This is a genomic window from Pseudomonas sp. GL_135 (genome assembly GCF_057834665.1).
In genome coordinates, this window is record NZ_CM174408.1 from 4,243,441 (window position 1) to 4,257,668 (window position 14,228).

Below are 14,228 nucleotides of genomic sequence, written 5' to 3' on the forward strand. Positions count from 1 at the left end.
TGTGTCACATGACAAGCCCGGACCCTGTAAAGTCCGGGCTGCTTTCACGGCAGCCCGTGCTTAACGCAACCCTCTAGAACACTCAACAAGAAATCGCCATGTCTACATTGCTCAATTCTTCGTCACTCAATAAGGAAATCCGCGACAAGCTGATGGACTGCGGTCTATTCCTCGCCCTGACGCCGGCTGAATTTGCCGCCGCTGCGGGGTACTTCAGCATCAGCAGCATTGAAAAGGGCGACGCGATCTTCAACGAAGGCGACGCGGGCACGTTCATGTGCATCCTGCATTCGGGCACGGTGTCGGTGCAGAAGCTTAACGGTGACGGCCATCCGGTGGAGACCGCCATCCTGCGCAGCGGCAGAGCGTTCGGCGAAATGGCGGTGCTGGATGGCGAACGTCGCTCGGCCACGTGCATCGCTGCTTCATCGTGCTATTTGCTGAACCTGGGCAAGGATTCGCTGGACAAGATGCTCAACGACGCGCCGAAAGTGGCAGCGAAAATCATCCGCGCGATCGCGGTGGCGATGTCCAAGCGGCTGCGCATGATGGACGGCCAGGTCGTGGCGCAGCAGGACTAAACAGAACGGCCTTCAGGGAGTCGGCTTGGCCGACGGCTACAAGCCCGGCAATGGCTCATCTTCCTTCGGCGGGCCTGGCTGGGGGATCTTCGGCAGCAGCGGCGGGTTGCCCTGTCCACCTGCGTGGGGAATGCCCGGCGGTGCCACTTGCGGGTACGGCGTTGGCGTTGCGGTGCCAGGCGAACCGGCCGACGCCGCGATGGGCTCGGGCGTATTCAGAACAGGTTGCAGGCTCTCGGCAGACGCTTGCGACACGCCGAGCACAGTGATGACAATCGTCAGTAGAATGGAGCACTTCATCGTTGGCCTCCCCTGCCAATCTTTCGCTTATCGCTCAGGCTACTCCTGCGCAACCCATCGCGCTCTGACAAATTGCGCTGTATGCGGCCCAACCCTTTTGACGAGTTATCCATGAAACGTTTTGTTCTGCTCGACACCACTCCAATCCCCGATAACGGCGGCGCCTTGTGCCTGTTCGAGTACGGCGAGGATTTTGTCATCAAGATCCAGGGTGGCGACGGCGGCCAGTTGATGAACACGCGCATGCATGGTTCCGAAGACGCCCTGGCGGAAATCCCCTGCAAGAAGGTCGCGGCGCGCCTCAACCCTCGGGTGCTGATCGGCGGGCTGGGCATGGGCTTTACCCTGGCGTCAGCACTCAAGCACTTGGGCAAGAACGGCGAAGTGGTGGTCGCCGAGCTGGTGCCCGGTGTCGTCGAGTGGAACCGCGGCGCGCTGGGTGAGAAATCGGGCAATCCGTTGCAGGACCCGCGCGCCAAAGTAGTGGTGCAAGACGTCGCTCAGGTACTCAAGGCCGAACCCCAGGGCTTTGACGCGATCATGCTCGACGTCGACAACGGTCCTGAAGGCCTGACGCAAAAATCCAACAGCTGGCTGTATTCGGCTGGCGGTCTCGCGGCCTGCGCCAGTGCGCTGCGCCCCAAAGGCGTGCTGGCCGTGTGGTCCGCCAGCGCCGATGCGGCCTTCAGCGACAAGCTGCGCAAGGCCGGTTTCAAGGCTGAAGAGGTCAAGGTCTACGCCCATGGCAACAAGGGCACACGGCATACCATCTGGATCGCCGAAAAACTGAAGGGCTGATCGACGGGCAAAGCGCTAGACTTGCCTTCATTGCTCTCCATCGCCAACAGAACACGAAACAGGTGACGCCATGAGTTCGGCCAACACGCCAACCAACACTTCCAAACTGGACCGCATCCTCGCCGACAACCAGCGTGACCGCGAAATGGGTTACCGCGACAAAGCCCTGCGCATGTACCCGCACGTCTGCGGCCGCTGCGCCCGGGAATTTGCCGGCAAACGCCTCAGCGAGTTGACCGTGCACCACCGCGACCACAACCACGACAACAATCCCCAGGACGGCTCCAACTGGGAACTGCTGTGCCTGTACTGCCACGACAACGAACACTCGCGTTACACCGATCAGCAATACTTCTCGGAAAGCTCGACCAGCAGCCCGAAAACCGCCAAGGCGACCCACAACCCGTTCGCCGCGCTGGCCGGGTTGATGAAGAAGGACTAGTAGACGAGCTGCAAGTTTTGAGCTGCAAGCGGCAAGTAAAAGCACAGCGGCGTTTGTCGGGCCACCGGTCACCGCCTCTTGCAGCTTGTGGCTTGTGGCTTGCCGCTTAAAGCTTAAAGCTCCCTCTTTCCCCTATACTCCCGCGCTTTCTCTGATGAGCACCCTCCCCCGTGGCCAACAAACGCTATGCCTGCATCGGCTTGTTCAATCCCAAATCCCCGGAAAACGTCGGTTCGGTGATGCGCGCAGCGGGCTGCTATGGCGTGGCGTCGGTGTTCTACACCGGCAAGCGCTACGAGCGTGCGCGTGATTTCGTTACCGACACCAAGAAGATCCACCAGGACATTCCGCTGATCGGCATTGATGACCTGCGCAAGATCATCCCGCTGGGCTGCGTGCCGGTGGCCGTGGAATTGGTCGACGGCGCACGTGCGCTGCCCGAGTACACCCACCCGGACCGGGCGATCTATATCTTCGGGCCGGAAGACGGTTCGCTGGATAAAGAGATCCGCGATTGGTGCGAAGACGTGGTGTATATCCCCACCACGGGGTGCATGAACCTTGCGGCGACGGTCAACGTCGTGCTTTACGACCGCATGGCCAAAGGCATCAATACCCGCTCTGGCCCGCAGTTCGGACGGGAAACCGATCGCACCTGACGTCCGCGCGCTGACAAAACGCATTGAACAGTTTGCGCTCCCGACAGTCAGCTTTAAGGACCCCAACCTTTCACGGAGAACGCATCATGAGCGACACCCCGATCATTGAACGCATCGAACGACCTTTGCACGATTACCCGGAGCAGAACGTACAGGGCTGGGAGCGCATTGGCTCGCTGGCAGGTGGTGTACTGATGATGGGCAAAGGCCTGCGCCGCGGCGGGATCTTTGGTCTGGTGCAACTGGCAATCGGCGGCGCCGTTCTGGCCCGTGGCATCACCGGCCACTGCTCGGCCAAGGCGCTGATCGACAAGAGCCGCAGCGAGATGGACGTGGCCCGTTCGCGCATCGAAGAAGCCGGCGCAGAGCTGAGCAAGCTGAAGACCAAGGCTGAAGTGGCTGTAGAAGATGCTGTCGACACCGGCGTCGACGCGTTGAAAGGTCCGAAAGGCGTCTGATCGACGCTGCATCGCAAGCAAGCTCGTGACGGCTGAACCCACAGCCTCACGAGCTTTTTGCATTAGCCTGCACGAAAAATCAGGTAATCCTCCCAGTCGTCCTCGGGCACGCTGCCTTCGCAGAGCATGCGTCCGGACTGGGAAATACGCTGCTTGTGCACCTGTTCCCGGTCCCCGCACACCAAGTGGTGCCAGAGCGGCAGGTCTTTGCCCTCGCTGACCAGCCGATAGCCGCAAGTGGGCGGCAACCATTTGAATTCGTCAGCCTTACCGGGCGTCAGCTGAATGCAGTCCGGGACCTGGGCGCGGCGATTCGGGTAGTCAGTGCAGGCGCAGGTCTTCAGGTCCAGCAGCTTGCAGGCGATGCGCGTGTAATAAACGCTGCCGTCGTCCTCGTCCTCAAGCTTTTGCAGGCAGCACAAACCGCAGCCGTCACACAGCGATTCCCACTCGACGGCATCGAGTTGATCCAGGGTTTTGCGTATCCAGAAGGGTTCAACGATGGCGGCCATGGTTCTCGCGCAAACAGCTGTGGGCAATGAAAGGCCGCCAGTCTAGAGGTACACGTCAGTTGGGCCAAGCACGGGCGACTGTCGGTCGACGGGCGCGGCAGATGGAAGCGGCTATAACCGCGAAATGCGCAGGCTTGTCAGCAGCGAAGCGGCGCAGTAGCTTTAGGCCCTCGCGGGCAGGTCTGCCATTGCCCGCGCTGCGCCCCCCCCTTTGCGACGATGCCTGCCGTCAACGGCCCATCTGAATGATCACGCCGCCTGCTGCAGGCGAGCGGTTTACCTCTCTTTCAGGATCGAATCCATGAGCGCCAATCCACGTGTTGCCGAATACGCCATCGACCCGCAATTCATCGAACGCTGGTCGCCGCGCGCGTTCAGCGGCGAGAGCATCCCGCAGGAAACCCTGCTGAGCTTTTTTGAAGCCGCGCGCTGGGCGCCTTCGGCTTACAACTCACAGCCCTGGCGTTTTCTCTACGCGCGCCGTGACACGCCCAACTGGGAGCGTTTCCTCGGCCTGCTGAATGAATTCAATCGGGGCTGGGCACAGCATGCCTCGGCGCTGGTGATCATTATTTCCAAAACCACCTTCACCGCCCCCGGCGCGACGGAAGAAACGTCGGCGCTGTGGCACACCTTCGACACCGGTTCGGCGTGGGGATACCTGGCGCTGCAAGCAAGTCTCGGCGGTTGGCACACCCATGGCATGGCGGGTTTTGACCAGGAACTGACGCGCCAGACGCTGAAGATTCCAGAGGAATACGCGGTGCATGCGGCCGTGGCGATCGGCAAGCTGGGGGATAAATCGACGCTGGCCGAATACCTTCAGGCTCGTGAAACGCCGAGCCCGCGTCGGCCGCTGGCTGAATTGGCGGCCGAGGGGGATTTCAGTTTGTAAGGGCTGGACGCTGGGTCTTAGTGGGACCGGCTTTAGCCGCGAAGGCGTCGGGGGCCACTCCACAAAATGGATGGCGTACACACTGGCCTCTTCTCGGCTGAAGCCGGTCCCCCAAGGACAGGATTCAATATCCCTTGGCGAAGTCCACTTCGCCGCGCAACGCCTCGCCGGACGCATAGGCCTTGAGGTTGTCCACGAACAGCTGGGTCATCGCCGGCGGCGAAGTCGGCGCCGAGCTGTGACCGGTGAGCAACAGGCCCCATGCCGTCCAGAACGGGTGACGCTGGGGGAGCGGTTCCTGACGGCAGACGTCGATGACCGCCCCGGCCAGATGCCCTTCTTTCAACGCCTCTACCAGATCCGCATCCACCACCGCCGTGCCCCGACCAACGTTGATGAACAACGCCGAAGGCTTGAAGCAGGCAAACAGTTTGGCGTTGTAGAGATCCTGGGTCTGCGGCGTGTTGGGCAGCAGGTTGATGACGAAATCAACCTCGGCCACCAGACGCGGCAGGTCCTCCAGCGCAGCCACTTTAACGAACGGCGCTTCAGTCCGCGCGCTCGACGCAATGCCGTAGACCTCGACGCCAAACGGCACGAGGAACTGCGCGACGTGCCGGCCAATGTCCCCCGTCCCGACGATCAGCGCCTTGCGCCCCGCGAGGCTGCGGCCCATGCGATTATCCCACTTGCGCTCGACCTGACTGACCAGCCGCGCCAGCACTTCACGCTCGTGCACCAGCATGTAAGTCAGCACGAACTCGGCCATCACCTGACCGAAGATGCCAACGGCGCGGGTCAGTTGATAGTCGCGGTACAGGCCGTCAGCCAGCAGCGGCGTGATGCCGGCCCAGGTCGATTGCAGCCATTTCGGTTTGTGCCCCTGGCGCAGCAGATTGGCCAGCAGGTCAGGCTGGCCGAGCCAGACCGGTGCCTCGGCAGCCATTTTCGACAACTCGGCGGAGTTACCGCTGCTCAACACTTCGATCTCGGGGGCCATCTGGCGAAGCAGTTCGGTGTAAACGGGATAATCGTGTTCGGCGATCAGAACGCGCATGGATTCAAAACTCGAATAAACGGGGCATGCGACCGTGCAGCGTCCCGGGCCGTGCTCGGTTGAGCCGGTCAGGTCTGACGCATGCAACGGTCCGGTGTACCCCTGCGGTGGATTGCAGGGTCAGAAATCGATCACATCGGATCGTTGCGGCGCAGCAGCTCTTCAGGCAAGTGCTCGATGTAGTCGTCTTCGGCCGGTGGCATCTGCAGGTGGTAACCCTGCTTGTCCAGATTGGCGAGCACGGCGTGAATGTCTTCACGGGCCAGGGCGCGCTCCGGCGACAGCACCAGATTGAAGGCGTGCTGCGGCTTGCCGAACGCGGTCAGCAATTCCTCGGGCACACGCTCCAGGGCGTCGCTCTTGAGGACATACAGGTACATTTCGTTCCTGCGCGGGCTGCGGTAGATGGAGCAAATACGTTTCAAGGCTGTTCTCCGGCGTCGGCCAGGCTGTCGAGCAGCATCTGGCCCATCAATTCGCGGCGCCAGCCACGCAGCGAATCGGGCAGTTTATAGGGACCGTCTGGGTAACCGGTCTTGAGCAGGGCTTCGAGGGTCTTCTTGCGCAGCATCAATTCCGGCGCCATGTCGAGGCGCTCGGCTTGCTGCTGGCCAATGGCGCGCAAACTCTTGAGCACATTGGAGGCCTCGATCGGCAGCGGCTCCGGCAGCGCGGGCGGCCACAGATCCGGCGACACGCTGCCGGCTTTCTTGATCAGGTCGAGCAGAAACTCACCGTCCTGACGCACGGTTTTGGGGTGCATGTCGTCGATTTTCGCCAGCGCGGCGAGGTTGTCGGGCTGGGATTTTGCCAGCGGCCACAGCGAATGTTCGCGCAGGATGCGATTGCGTGGCTGATTACGCAGGCGCGCCTGTTGCTCGCGCCAGGCGCAGAGCTCACGCAGCACGGCGAGTTGCGCCCGGGACAGCTTCCACGCCAGCTTGGCGTCGCGGTAAGCGTCATAGGGATCGGTTTCGCGGCGCAGGTTGGCGACCAGTTCGGCACCGTCCTCCAGCACCCATGCGTACTTTTCATCGGACAGACGCGGACGCAGCAGGTTGTACACCTCGGCCAGGTGAACGGCGTCTTCGGCGGCGTAGCTGATCTGGGTTTCCGAAAGCGGCCGCTGCAGCCAGTCGGAACGCGTCTCGCCCTTCGGCAGATCGATGTTCAGCACTTCCTGAACCAGACGCGAATAACCCATCGAGAACCCGAGGTTCAGGTAGGCCGCAGCCAGTTGCGTGTCGAACAGCGGCGCCGGCAGGCTACCGGTCAGGCGCAACAGCACCTCAAGGTCCTCGCTGCAGGCGTGAACGACTTTGATGACGTCAGGGTTTTCCAGCAGCGCGGCCAGAGGCTTCCAGTCGCTGATCAGCAACGGGTCGATCAGGTAGGCGCGTGATCCATCGCCGATCTGCAACAGCGCGGCGATGGGATAGAAGGTGTCGACCCGCATGAATTCGGTGTCGAGCGCGACGTAGGGCAGTGTCTGCCACTGTGCGCAATGTTCGGCGAGGCTATGGTCGTCGCGAATCCAGTGAATATCGATGGCCACACGGCTCTCCCTCGAAGAATGGCACGCAGTATATATCGCTACAAGCGGTTACCGGGCATCCGTCCTGCAAGTCTCGGACAACTTCATCTTTGAAGCGCGCAAATAGCCGCCGTGGCGACGACCGTCCATCCGATCACTGACCCGCCTTGCGCAGCACGTACACACGCCACATGGCGTAGCCGGGAAGAAAGTCGTGGTGACCGATGATCCTGAAGCCCGCCTGCGCGAACTCGGATTCGATGTCGCTGCGACACACCACAAACCGACTACGTGGCGCGGATGCTTCAACGTCCAGTCGACCTTGCTGACGTTTGCGACGCCACGATTTCACGTTGCCGTCGACCCACAGCGCGACGATGGCTGTGTCGCGGGTGACTCGATGAAACTCGTCGAGAATCGCGCCGCGTTTTTCACGGTCGGCCAGGTGATGGAACAACCGCATGCAAAAGATGCAGTCCACTGCATTGGCGGACAGGCCGATGGAAAACGCCGAGCTCTGGAACGTGCGGATGCGCTTGCGCACTTCGCTCGACGACTGCGCCTCGGCACGCGCCAGCATGTCGGTGGAAGGGTCGGCTGCGAGGATCACTCGATTGGTGTGTTCGGCCAGCACTGGCCAGAAACGCCCCGAGCCCGACGGCAAATCCAGCACCAGCCCGGGCTCCCCCGCGTCTCGCAACGCTCTGCGCGCTATTTGCGCATCGCGCCAGAGACTGAGACGTCGGCTGAGGGTGTGTCCGTGTGGGCGCCCTAACTCACCGGCGTGAAGGTTTTTATCGAGGGGCTCACTCATTGGCCAATACCCCGTCCGTATAAATCCCCCGACAGCCCGCGAACATGTCCAGCGCGGGGTTGTAGACGCTTGTCCGCACTTGTAACAGGCCAAGCATCGAGTGGAACAAGTTGTCCTGACTCAGCGGCGCGTTTCGCTCTTTTTGCAGGCAATGGGTATCCACGGCAAATGACTGCTGATAGTTCTCGGAGAACCAGGCAACCATCGGGACATGTTTCTGTTGATCGGGCGCCAGCATATAAGGCGTGCCGTGCAGGAACAGGTTGTATTCACCCAACGACTCGCCGTGGTCGGAAAGATAAACCATGGCCGTGTCTACGTTGCCCTGATTGTTGCGCAGGATGTCGATCAACGTCGCGAGTACATGGTCGGTGTACAGCAATGTGTTGTCGTAACCGTTAACGATACTTTCCCGGGAGCAATTATTCAGTGCATTGCTTTCGCACACCGGCGTGAACTTCTCGAACCCTTTTGGATAACGCTTGAAGTACTCAGGCCCATGACTGCCCATCTGGTGAAGGACCAGCACGGTGTCTTTGTCCAGTGTGTCGATGAAGTGCTGCAGGCCCTGCAACAGGATTTCATCGCGGCACTCGTTGTTGGCGCACAGCGCCGGGTCCTTGAGATTGCTGACATCCTGCAACGTCACCCGGTCGCAAGTGCCTTTGCAACCCGACTGGTTGTCGCGCCAGATCACATCCAGCCCGGCGCGTTTCAACACATCAAGCATGCCTTCTTCATTGCGGGCGGTGGTTGCGTTGTAATCCTTGCGGCCCATGTTGGAGAACATGCACGGCACCGACACCGCCGTCTCCGTGCCGCAGGAATGCACATCCGTAAACGTGAGCAGGCCCTGCTCCTTGCTCAACTGCGGCGTGGTATCGCGGTTGTAACCCAGAATGCCGAAGTTCTCGGCTCGCGCACTTTCACCCACGACCAGCACGGTCAGTGACTTGCGCTTGTGCTGCTGCCAATCGCTGGCAAGCTTGGCGTCTTGACCGATACTCACGAACGGCCGCTGCGCCGACTTGACCTGCTCGCTCAAGTAACCCACGGACGCCGCAAGGTAGTTGCTCGGCACCACCATCAGGCGCAACTCGTGATGATTGCGAAACAGCGACGACAGCCCCTGGTAATTCAACAGCGCCACACCGCCAATGGCGACCGCGCACACAACAGACACCAGCGCTTTGCTGAGCAACTCACGGGGCCAGCGGCGATAAGCAATCGGTGTGTTGAAAAGAATAAATGACGGCACAACACCCAGAAAAAACAAGTAACCGAGCAACTTCAATGAAAGAAGATCGCGCACTTCGGTGACATTGGTTTCAGCGAAGTTTCTGAACATGCCCGCGTCAATCATCACGCCGTATTGGCTCATGAAATAAGCCACACCGGCGCTGATAAAAAAGAGACAGATCAGTACAGATTTCAATACACGCTTGAACGCTAACAGCGTGAAAAAGATATTGAACGCGCAGAACACCATCAGCGCAAACGCACAACGCAATAACACACCCTTGCCGTCCGAGTCGGTGATTGCAAATAGATGCTGCCAGAGGGTCAGGTTAAACCCGACCAACAAAAAGGCACTGGCAAGCAATGTCACAAGCTCGGGACGAACTGCTTTGACGTTGAGCATAAAAGTCTGCTTGGTTGGAAATGAGAATATAAACGCGGAAGGACCCCCGCCGATGCCGCGAACTTTAGGCATCTGGCCATCAATTTTTTGTGAAAAAGATGAGAACGAATGGTGGGGTGGGTGTGTTGCTTATTAGATAGGATCCTGCGGTGCAAGCCGCAGGAAATCAGCCAGGTCTTCAGTAGCCGATCAAGCTTTACGCCGAGCGGGCCTGCGCCGCTGCATCCTCAATAATCATCTCCGCCGCCTTCTCGGCGATCATTACGGTCGGCGAGCAGGTGTTGCCGGAGGTGATGTTCGGCATGATCGACGCATCCACCACGCGCAGGCCGGTGATGCCGTGCACGCGCAGACGTTCGTCTACCACGGCGTCGCGGCCCTGCCCCATCTTGCAGGTGCCGACCGGGTGAAAGATCGTCGTGCCGACAACGCTGGCCGCCTCGCGTAATTCTTCCTCGGTTTGCAGGCTTGCGCCGGGCAGGTACTCGACCGGTTTGAAGGGACCGAGGGCGGGTGCCGCGGCGATGCGACGGGTCAGGCGAATCGCATCTGCGGCCACTTTGAGGTCCGCCTCGTGACTCAGGTAGTTCGGGCGAATGATGGGCGCGGCATCGGCCAGCGCCGAACGGATTTCCACCGTGCCACGGCTCTGCGGGCGCAAATCGCACACGGACGCAGTGAATGCGGGGAAGCCGTGAAGCGGCTCGCCGAAGCGCTCAAGGGACAAGGGCTGCACGTGGTATTCAAGATTGGCGCTTGCCTGCTCCGGCCCCGAGCGTGCAAACGCGCCCAACTGACTCGGCGCCATCGCCAACGGACCGCTGCGATTGAAGGCGTAGCGCAGGCCCATGTTCATCTTGCCCCACAGACTGCCGGCCATCTGGTTCAGCGTCTGGCCGTTGCTGACCTTGTAGATCAGGCGCAACTGCAGGTGATCCTGCAGATTCGCACCAACGCCGGGCAGCTCAAGCCGAACGCCGATACCGAGCTTTTCCAGCAGCGGACGCGGCCCGATGCCTGAGCGCTGCAACACCATGGGCGACCCGATGGCGCCGCAGCAGAGGATGATCTCCCGCCGGGCGCGAAGCGTCTGTTCCTGCCCGTTGACGCGAACAATCACTCCGCTGGCGCGGTTGTTTTCAAAAAACACGCGCGACACTTCTGCACCCGTGATCACCGTCAAATTGGGGCGTTTTAACGCAGGTCTCAGAAATGCCTTGGACGCGTTCCAGCGCACACCGCGCCGCTGATTGACCTGAAAATAACTGCACCCTTCGTTGTCGCCGCCATTGAAGTCGGGGATCGACGGGATGCCGGTTTGCGCCGCCGCCTCACGGAACGCATCCAGCAACGTCCATGAGAGGCGCTGCTGCTCGACGCGCCACTCACCTTTCGCGCTGTGAAGGTCCGAGTCGCCGGCGTAATGGTTTTCCGAGCGCTTGAAGATCGGCAATACGTCCTTCCAGCCCCACCCGTCGTTGCCCTGCTCCGCCCAGCCGTCGTAGTCCCGCGACTGGCCGCGCATGTAAATCATGCCGTTGATGGACGAGCACCCGCCCAGTACTTTGCCGCGAGGGTAGTTGAGGGCGCGCCCGCCGAGGCCGGGCTCCGCTTCGGTCTTGAAGCACCAGTCGGTGCGCGGATTGCCGATGCAGTAGAGGTAGCCCACCGGCACATGAATCCAGGCGTAATTGTCCTGGCCGCCCGCTTCGAGCAGCAGGACTCGGTGGGCAGGATTCTGCGACAGCCGATTGGCCAGCAGGCAGCCCGCCGGGCCTGCGCCGACGATGATGTAGTCATGGAGACCGACGTCCGTTTGCATGCGTCCCTCGCTGATATTTTTTGTTTTTATGCAGGGCCCATCCTGAAGTTATTCGCCACAAAACAAAAGACCGCCGCATGTTTCCATGGGGCGGTCCGGTTGAAGCGCTTTTTACGTCAGAGACGGTTCCGACTACACCGCGCTGCGGCGGTAGCTGCGGTAGTTCGGCATCCAGAAGTTACGCTCGATGGCTTCGACGAGCATTTCTTCGGTGGTCTCCAGGGCCATGCCTTCAGCCTGAGCCTGCTTGGCCACGGCCAGGGCAATCTTCTTGCTCACCTGCTGAATCTCTTTCAACGGCGGCAGGACAGCGTCACCTTTGCCCGTCACCATCGGCGAGCATTCCGCCAGCGCATTGGAAGCCGCCATCAGCATTTTGTCGGTGATGCGCGTGGCTTTCGACGCCACGACACCCAGACCGATGCCCGGGAAGATGTAGGAGTTGTTGCACTGGGCAATGTGGAACGTGCGATCGCCTACGGTGACCGGGGCAAACGGACTGCCGGTCGCGACCAGCGCGTCGCCGTTGGTCCAGGTCAGCACTTCCTGCGGCGTGACTTCGACCTTCGAGGTCGGGTTAGACAAAGGCATGACCAGCGGCTTGGCGCAGTGCTTGTGCATCTCGCGGATAACCTGCTCGGTGAACAGCCCGCGCTGGCCGGACACGCCGATCAGCACCGTCGGCTTGCCGTTGGCGACCACGTCCAGCAACTCGGGCGAACCCTCACCGCTCGACCAGCCCGACACGTCGACAGACTTCTGCGCGAGGTTCCTCTGGAAGTCCAGCAGGTTGTCCATGCTGTCAGTCAGCAGCCCGAAGCGGTCGACCATCATCACGCGTTTGCGCGCTTCGGCTTCGCTTAAGCCTTCGATCACCATGGCCGCAATAATGTGCTCTGCAATCCCGCAACCTGCCGAACCTGCGCCCAGGAACACTACCCGCTGCTGGCCCAGGGTTTCGTGCTTGGCCTTGCACGCCGCCAGCAAGGTGCCCACGGCAACCGAAGCCGTACCCTGAATGTCGTCGTTGAAGCAGCACAACTCATCGCGATACTTCTCCAGCAACGGCATGGCGTTGGTCTGGGCGAAGTCTTCGAACTGCAGCAGCACGTCCGGCCAGCGGCGCTGAACAGCCTCGATGAACAGCGCGATGAAGTCGTCGTATTCCTTGCCGGTGACGCGCTCGTGGCGCCAGCCCATGTACATCGGGTCGTCCAGCAGCTCTTTGTTGTTGGTGCCCACATCGAGCACGATCGGCAAGGTGTAGGCCGGGCTGATGCCGCCGCACGCGGTGTACAGCGACAGCTTGCCAATCGGAATGCCCATGCCGCCGATGCCCTGATCGCCCAGGCCGAGGATGCGCTCGCTGTCCGTTACCACGATGATTTTGATGCGATCTTTCGTTGCGCTGCGCAGGATATCGTCGATGCGATCGCGCTCGGGGTAAGAGATGAACAGCCCGCGGTGGGTACGGTAGATCTTCGAGAATTCCTGGCACGCCTGACCCACGGTCGGTGTGTAGATGATCGGCAGCATCTCGTCGAGGTGCGAATCCAGCAGGCGGAAGAAGAGGGTTTCGTTGTTGTCCTGGATCGAGCGCAGATAAATGTGTTTATCCAGATCGCTCGCGCATTGCTGGTACTGGTTGTAAACGCGGGTGACCTGCTCTTCGATCGTTTCGACGTTCTGCGGCAGCAGGCCGACCAGGTTGAAATCGATGCGCTCTTGCGGTGTGAACGCACTGCCCTTGTTGAGCAGCGGCATCTCCAGCAACGAAGGGCCGGCATAGGAAATATATAAAGGTCGCGAGGTCTTGGTCATTTGCAGTGATCGCCTTTTCTCTGTTTGCTCTATCAATACGTCGTCGACACGATGCCCCGGAGGTCGATGTATACGACGCTCAACGCGGGATCCGTCCGAAAAAATAGGGGGGTAAAAACAGGGTGCCTATCTTACTCGCCTGAAAACGATTGCGACATTTTGTCGCCCGTCGATTGCGAAATGGTGGCGCCCAAGCGTCCACAGGGTCAGGAAACACCCTTGGATTAGGAACAAAAACCGCGCACTGGGTCACGGTGAAAACGCCGGTATGACGATTTGACCGTTTCAAGAAAAGGGCTTTCGGTCGTGGTCACCCTGGATCAGAGGACGAAATACCTTACACATTGAACTGGCGATACGCCATTGCAGTCACATTGATATCAATCCGGAGATATTAATGTCAGGCCAGCGCATCTTTCGTATCCACTACCGCTTTCTGGGCGAGCAACGTGTCTTTCTCCAACCCGATTCGGCGCTGAACGAAGTTGATGCCTGGTACTACGCCTGCCTGCACGCAGGCATCGGCGTACTGCACAACCTGTCCAAGACCCGGGAAGAGCTAACGGCGCTAATCGCCCATGGGCGGCGATATGGTTTGACGGACGTGCGCTGGGGGGAGTGGGCGTGATCTCGGAGCGCGACCGATCCGCGTTGTGCGGATTCATCGAAAGATAGGCAGTGCACGCAGACGCCAGAAACGAAAAAGCCCCAGAAGCATAACTTCTGGAGCTTTTCAAATAATGGCGGAGAGATAGGGATTTGAACCCTAGGTACTGTCGCCAGTACAACGGATTTCGAATCCGTCCCGTTCGGCCACTCCGGCATCTCTCCAACGGCGCGCATCATAACAGTTCGTTCAAAGAACGCGAACCCTTTTTACGGATTTTTTCGCG

16 protein-coding genes and 1 tRNA gene are annotated in these 14,228 nt (G+C 60.2%); 7 read left to right on the top strand and 10 right to left on the bottom strand.

What is annotated here, in order from left to right; all coding sequences use genetic code 11:
• The first annotated feature begins 98 nt into the window (after nucleotides 1-98).
• A complete protein-coding gene (locus AC3ISG_RS18775) occupies nucleotides 99-581 on the top strand; it encodes a Crp/Fnr family transcriptional regulator (protein WP_205484530.1) in 483 nt (160 codons plus the stop codon).
• Between the two features lie 36 nt (nucleotides 582-617).
• Here AC3ISG_RS18775 and AC3ISG_RS18780 read toward each other — a convergent pair whose 3' ends face one another.
• The gene (locus AC3ISG_RS18780; protein WP_489297687.1) at nucleotides 618-881 is read right to left on the bottom strand and encodes a hypothetical protein; all 264 of its coding nucleotides are present in this window, start codon (nucleotides 879-881) and stop codon (nucleotides 618-620) included.
• 111 nt (nucleotides 882-992) lie between these two features.
• On the opposite strand from AC3ISG_RS18780, the gene AC3ISG_RS18785 reads away from it, so the two are divergent.
• The 4 genes from AC3ISG_RS18785 to AC3ISG_RS18800 all read left to right on the top strand — a co-directional run bounded on the left by AC3ISG_RS18785 (nucleotide 993) and on the right by AC3ISG_RS18800 (nucleotide 3,238).
• Nucleotides 993-1,679 carry a spermidine synthase gene (locus AC3ISG_RS18785; protein ID WP_122623072.1) on the top strand — a complete coding sequence of 229 codons (687 nt, stop codon included), beginning with the start codon at nucleotides 993-995 and terminating at the stop codon, nucleotides 1,677-1,679.
• A gap of 70 nt (nucleotides 1,680-1,749) precedes the next feature.
• Nucleotides 1,750-2,121 carry a YajD family HNH nuclease gene (locus AC3ISG_RS18790; RefSeq protein ID WP_074890657.1) on the top strand — a complete coding sequence of 124 codons (372 nt, stop codon included), beginning with the start codon at nucleotides 1,750-1,752 and terminating at the stop codon, nucleotides 2,119-2,121.
• Between the two features lie 170 nt (nucleotides 2,122-2,291).
• Nucleotides 2,292-2,780, top strand: coding sequence for an RNA methyltransferase (locus AC3ISG_RS18795; protein ID WP_122623071.1), 489 nt, complete (start codon nucleotides 2,292-2,294; stop codon nucleotides 2,778-2,780).
• A gap of 86 nt (nucleotides 2,781-2,866) precedes the next feature.
• Complete coding sequence (locus AC3ISG_RS18800) at nucleotides 2,867-3,238, top strand: YgaP family membrane protein (protein ID WP_108122086.1); 372 nt, start codon at nucleotides 2,867-2,869, stop codon at nucleotides 3,236-3,238.
• A gap of 62 nt (nucleotides 3,239-3,300) precedes the next feature.
• Here AC3ISG_RS18800 and AC3ISG_RS18805 read toward each other — a convergent pair whose 3' ends face one another.
• Complete coding sequence (locus AC3ISG_RS18805; RefSeq protein WP_489297688.1) at nucleotides 3,301-3,750, bottom strand: YcgN family cysteine cluster protein; 450 nt, start codon at nucleotides 3,748-3,750, stop codon at nucleotides 3,301-3,303.
• 301 nt (nucleotides 3,751-4,051) lie between these two features.
• On the opposite strand from AC3ISG_RS18805, the gene AC3ISG_RS18810 reads away from it, so the two are divergent.
• Entirely contained in the window at nucleotides 4,052-4,645 is a 594-nt protein-coding gene (locus AC3ISG_RS18810; protein ID WP_489297689.1) for a nitroreductase family protein, read from the top strand.
• 124 nt (nucleotides 4,646-4,769) lie between these two features.
• Here the strand turns inward: AC3ISG_RS18810 and AC3ISG_RS18815 are convergent, their stop codons facing one another.
• The 7 genes from AC3ISG_RS18815 to AC3ISG_RS18845 all read right to left on the bottom strand — a co-directional run bounded on the left by AC3ISG_RS18815 (nucleotide 4,770) and on the right by AC3ISG_RS18845 (nucleotide 13,335).
• A complete protein-coding gene (locus AC3ISG_RS18815) occupies nucleotides 4,770-5,702 on the bottom strand; it encodes a D-2-hydroxyacid dehydrogenase (RefSeq protein ID WP_489297690.1) in 933 nt (310 codons plus the stop codon).
• A 131-nt stretch (nucleotides 5,703-5,833) separates the two neighbouring features.
• A complete protein-coding gene (locus AC3ISG_RS18820) occupies nucleotides 5,834-6,127 on the bottom strand; it encodes a YcgL domain-containing protein (RefSeq protein ID WP_122537448.1) in 294 nt (97 codons plus the stop codon).
• Entirely contained in the window at nucleotides 6,124-7,257 is a 1,134-nt protein-coding gene (rnd, locus tag AC3ISG_RS18825; RefSeq protein ID WP_489297691.1) for a ribonuclease D, read from the bottom strand. The genes AC3ISG_RS18820 and rnd overlap by 4 nt, the downstream gene beginning before the upstream one ends.
• A gap of 133 nt (nucleotides 7,258-7,390) precedes the next feature.
• Nucleotides 7,391-8,050, bottom strand: coding sequence for a class I SAM-dependent methyltransferase (locus tag AC3ISG_RS18830; RefSeq protein WP_489297692.1), 660 nt, complete (start codon nucleotides 8,048-8,050; stop codon nucleotides 7,391-7,393).
• A complete protein-coding gene (locus AC3ISG_RS18835; RefSeq protein ID WP_489297693.1) occupies nucleotides 8,043-9,692 on the bottom strand; it encodes a phosphoethanolamine transferase in 1,650 nt (549 codons plus the stop codon). The genes AC3ISG_RS18830 and AC3ISG_RS18835 overlap by 8 nt, the downstream gene beginning before the upstream one ends.
• Nucleotides 9,693-9,888: 196 nt before the next feature.
• Nucleotides 9,889-11,514, bottom strand: a complete 1,626-nt coding sequence (locus AC3ISG_RS18840) for a GMC family oxidoreductase (RefSeq protein WP_489297694.1) — start codon at nucleotides 11,512-11,514, stop codon at nucleotides 9,889-9,891.
• Nucleotides 11,515-11,646: 132 nt separating this feature from the next.
• Nucleotides 11,647-13,335 carry an NAD-dependent malic enzyme gene (locus tag AC3ISG_RS18845; RefSeq protein WP_489297695.1) on the bottom strand — a complete coding sequence of 563 codons (1,689 nt, stop codon included), beginning with the start codon at nucleotides 13,333-13,335 and terminating at the stop codon, nucleotides 11,647-11,649.
• 397 nt (nucleotides 13,336-13,732) lie between these two features.
• On the opposite strand from AC3ISG_RS18845, the gene AC3ISG_RS18850 reads away from it, so the two are divergent.
• Nucleotides 13,733-13,963, top strand: coding sequence for a DUF6555 family protein (locus AC3ISG_RS18850; RefSeq protein ID WP_122623060.1), 231 nt, complete (start codon nucleotides 13,733-13,735; stop codon nucleotides 13,961-13,963).
• Between the two features lie 113 nt (nucleotides 13,964-14,076).
• Here AC3ISG_RS18850 and AC3ISG_RS18855 read toward each other — a convergent pair.
• Nucleotides 14,077-14,166: transfer RNA gene (locus AC3ISG_RS18855), tRNA-Ser, on the bottom strand.
• Between the last annotated feature and the right edge of the window lie 62 nt (nucleotides 14,167-14,228).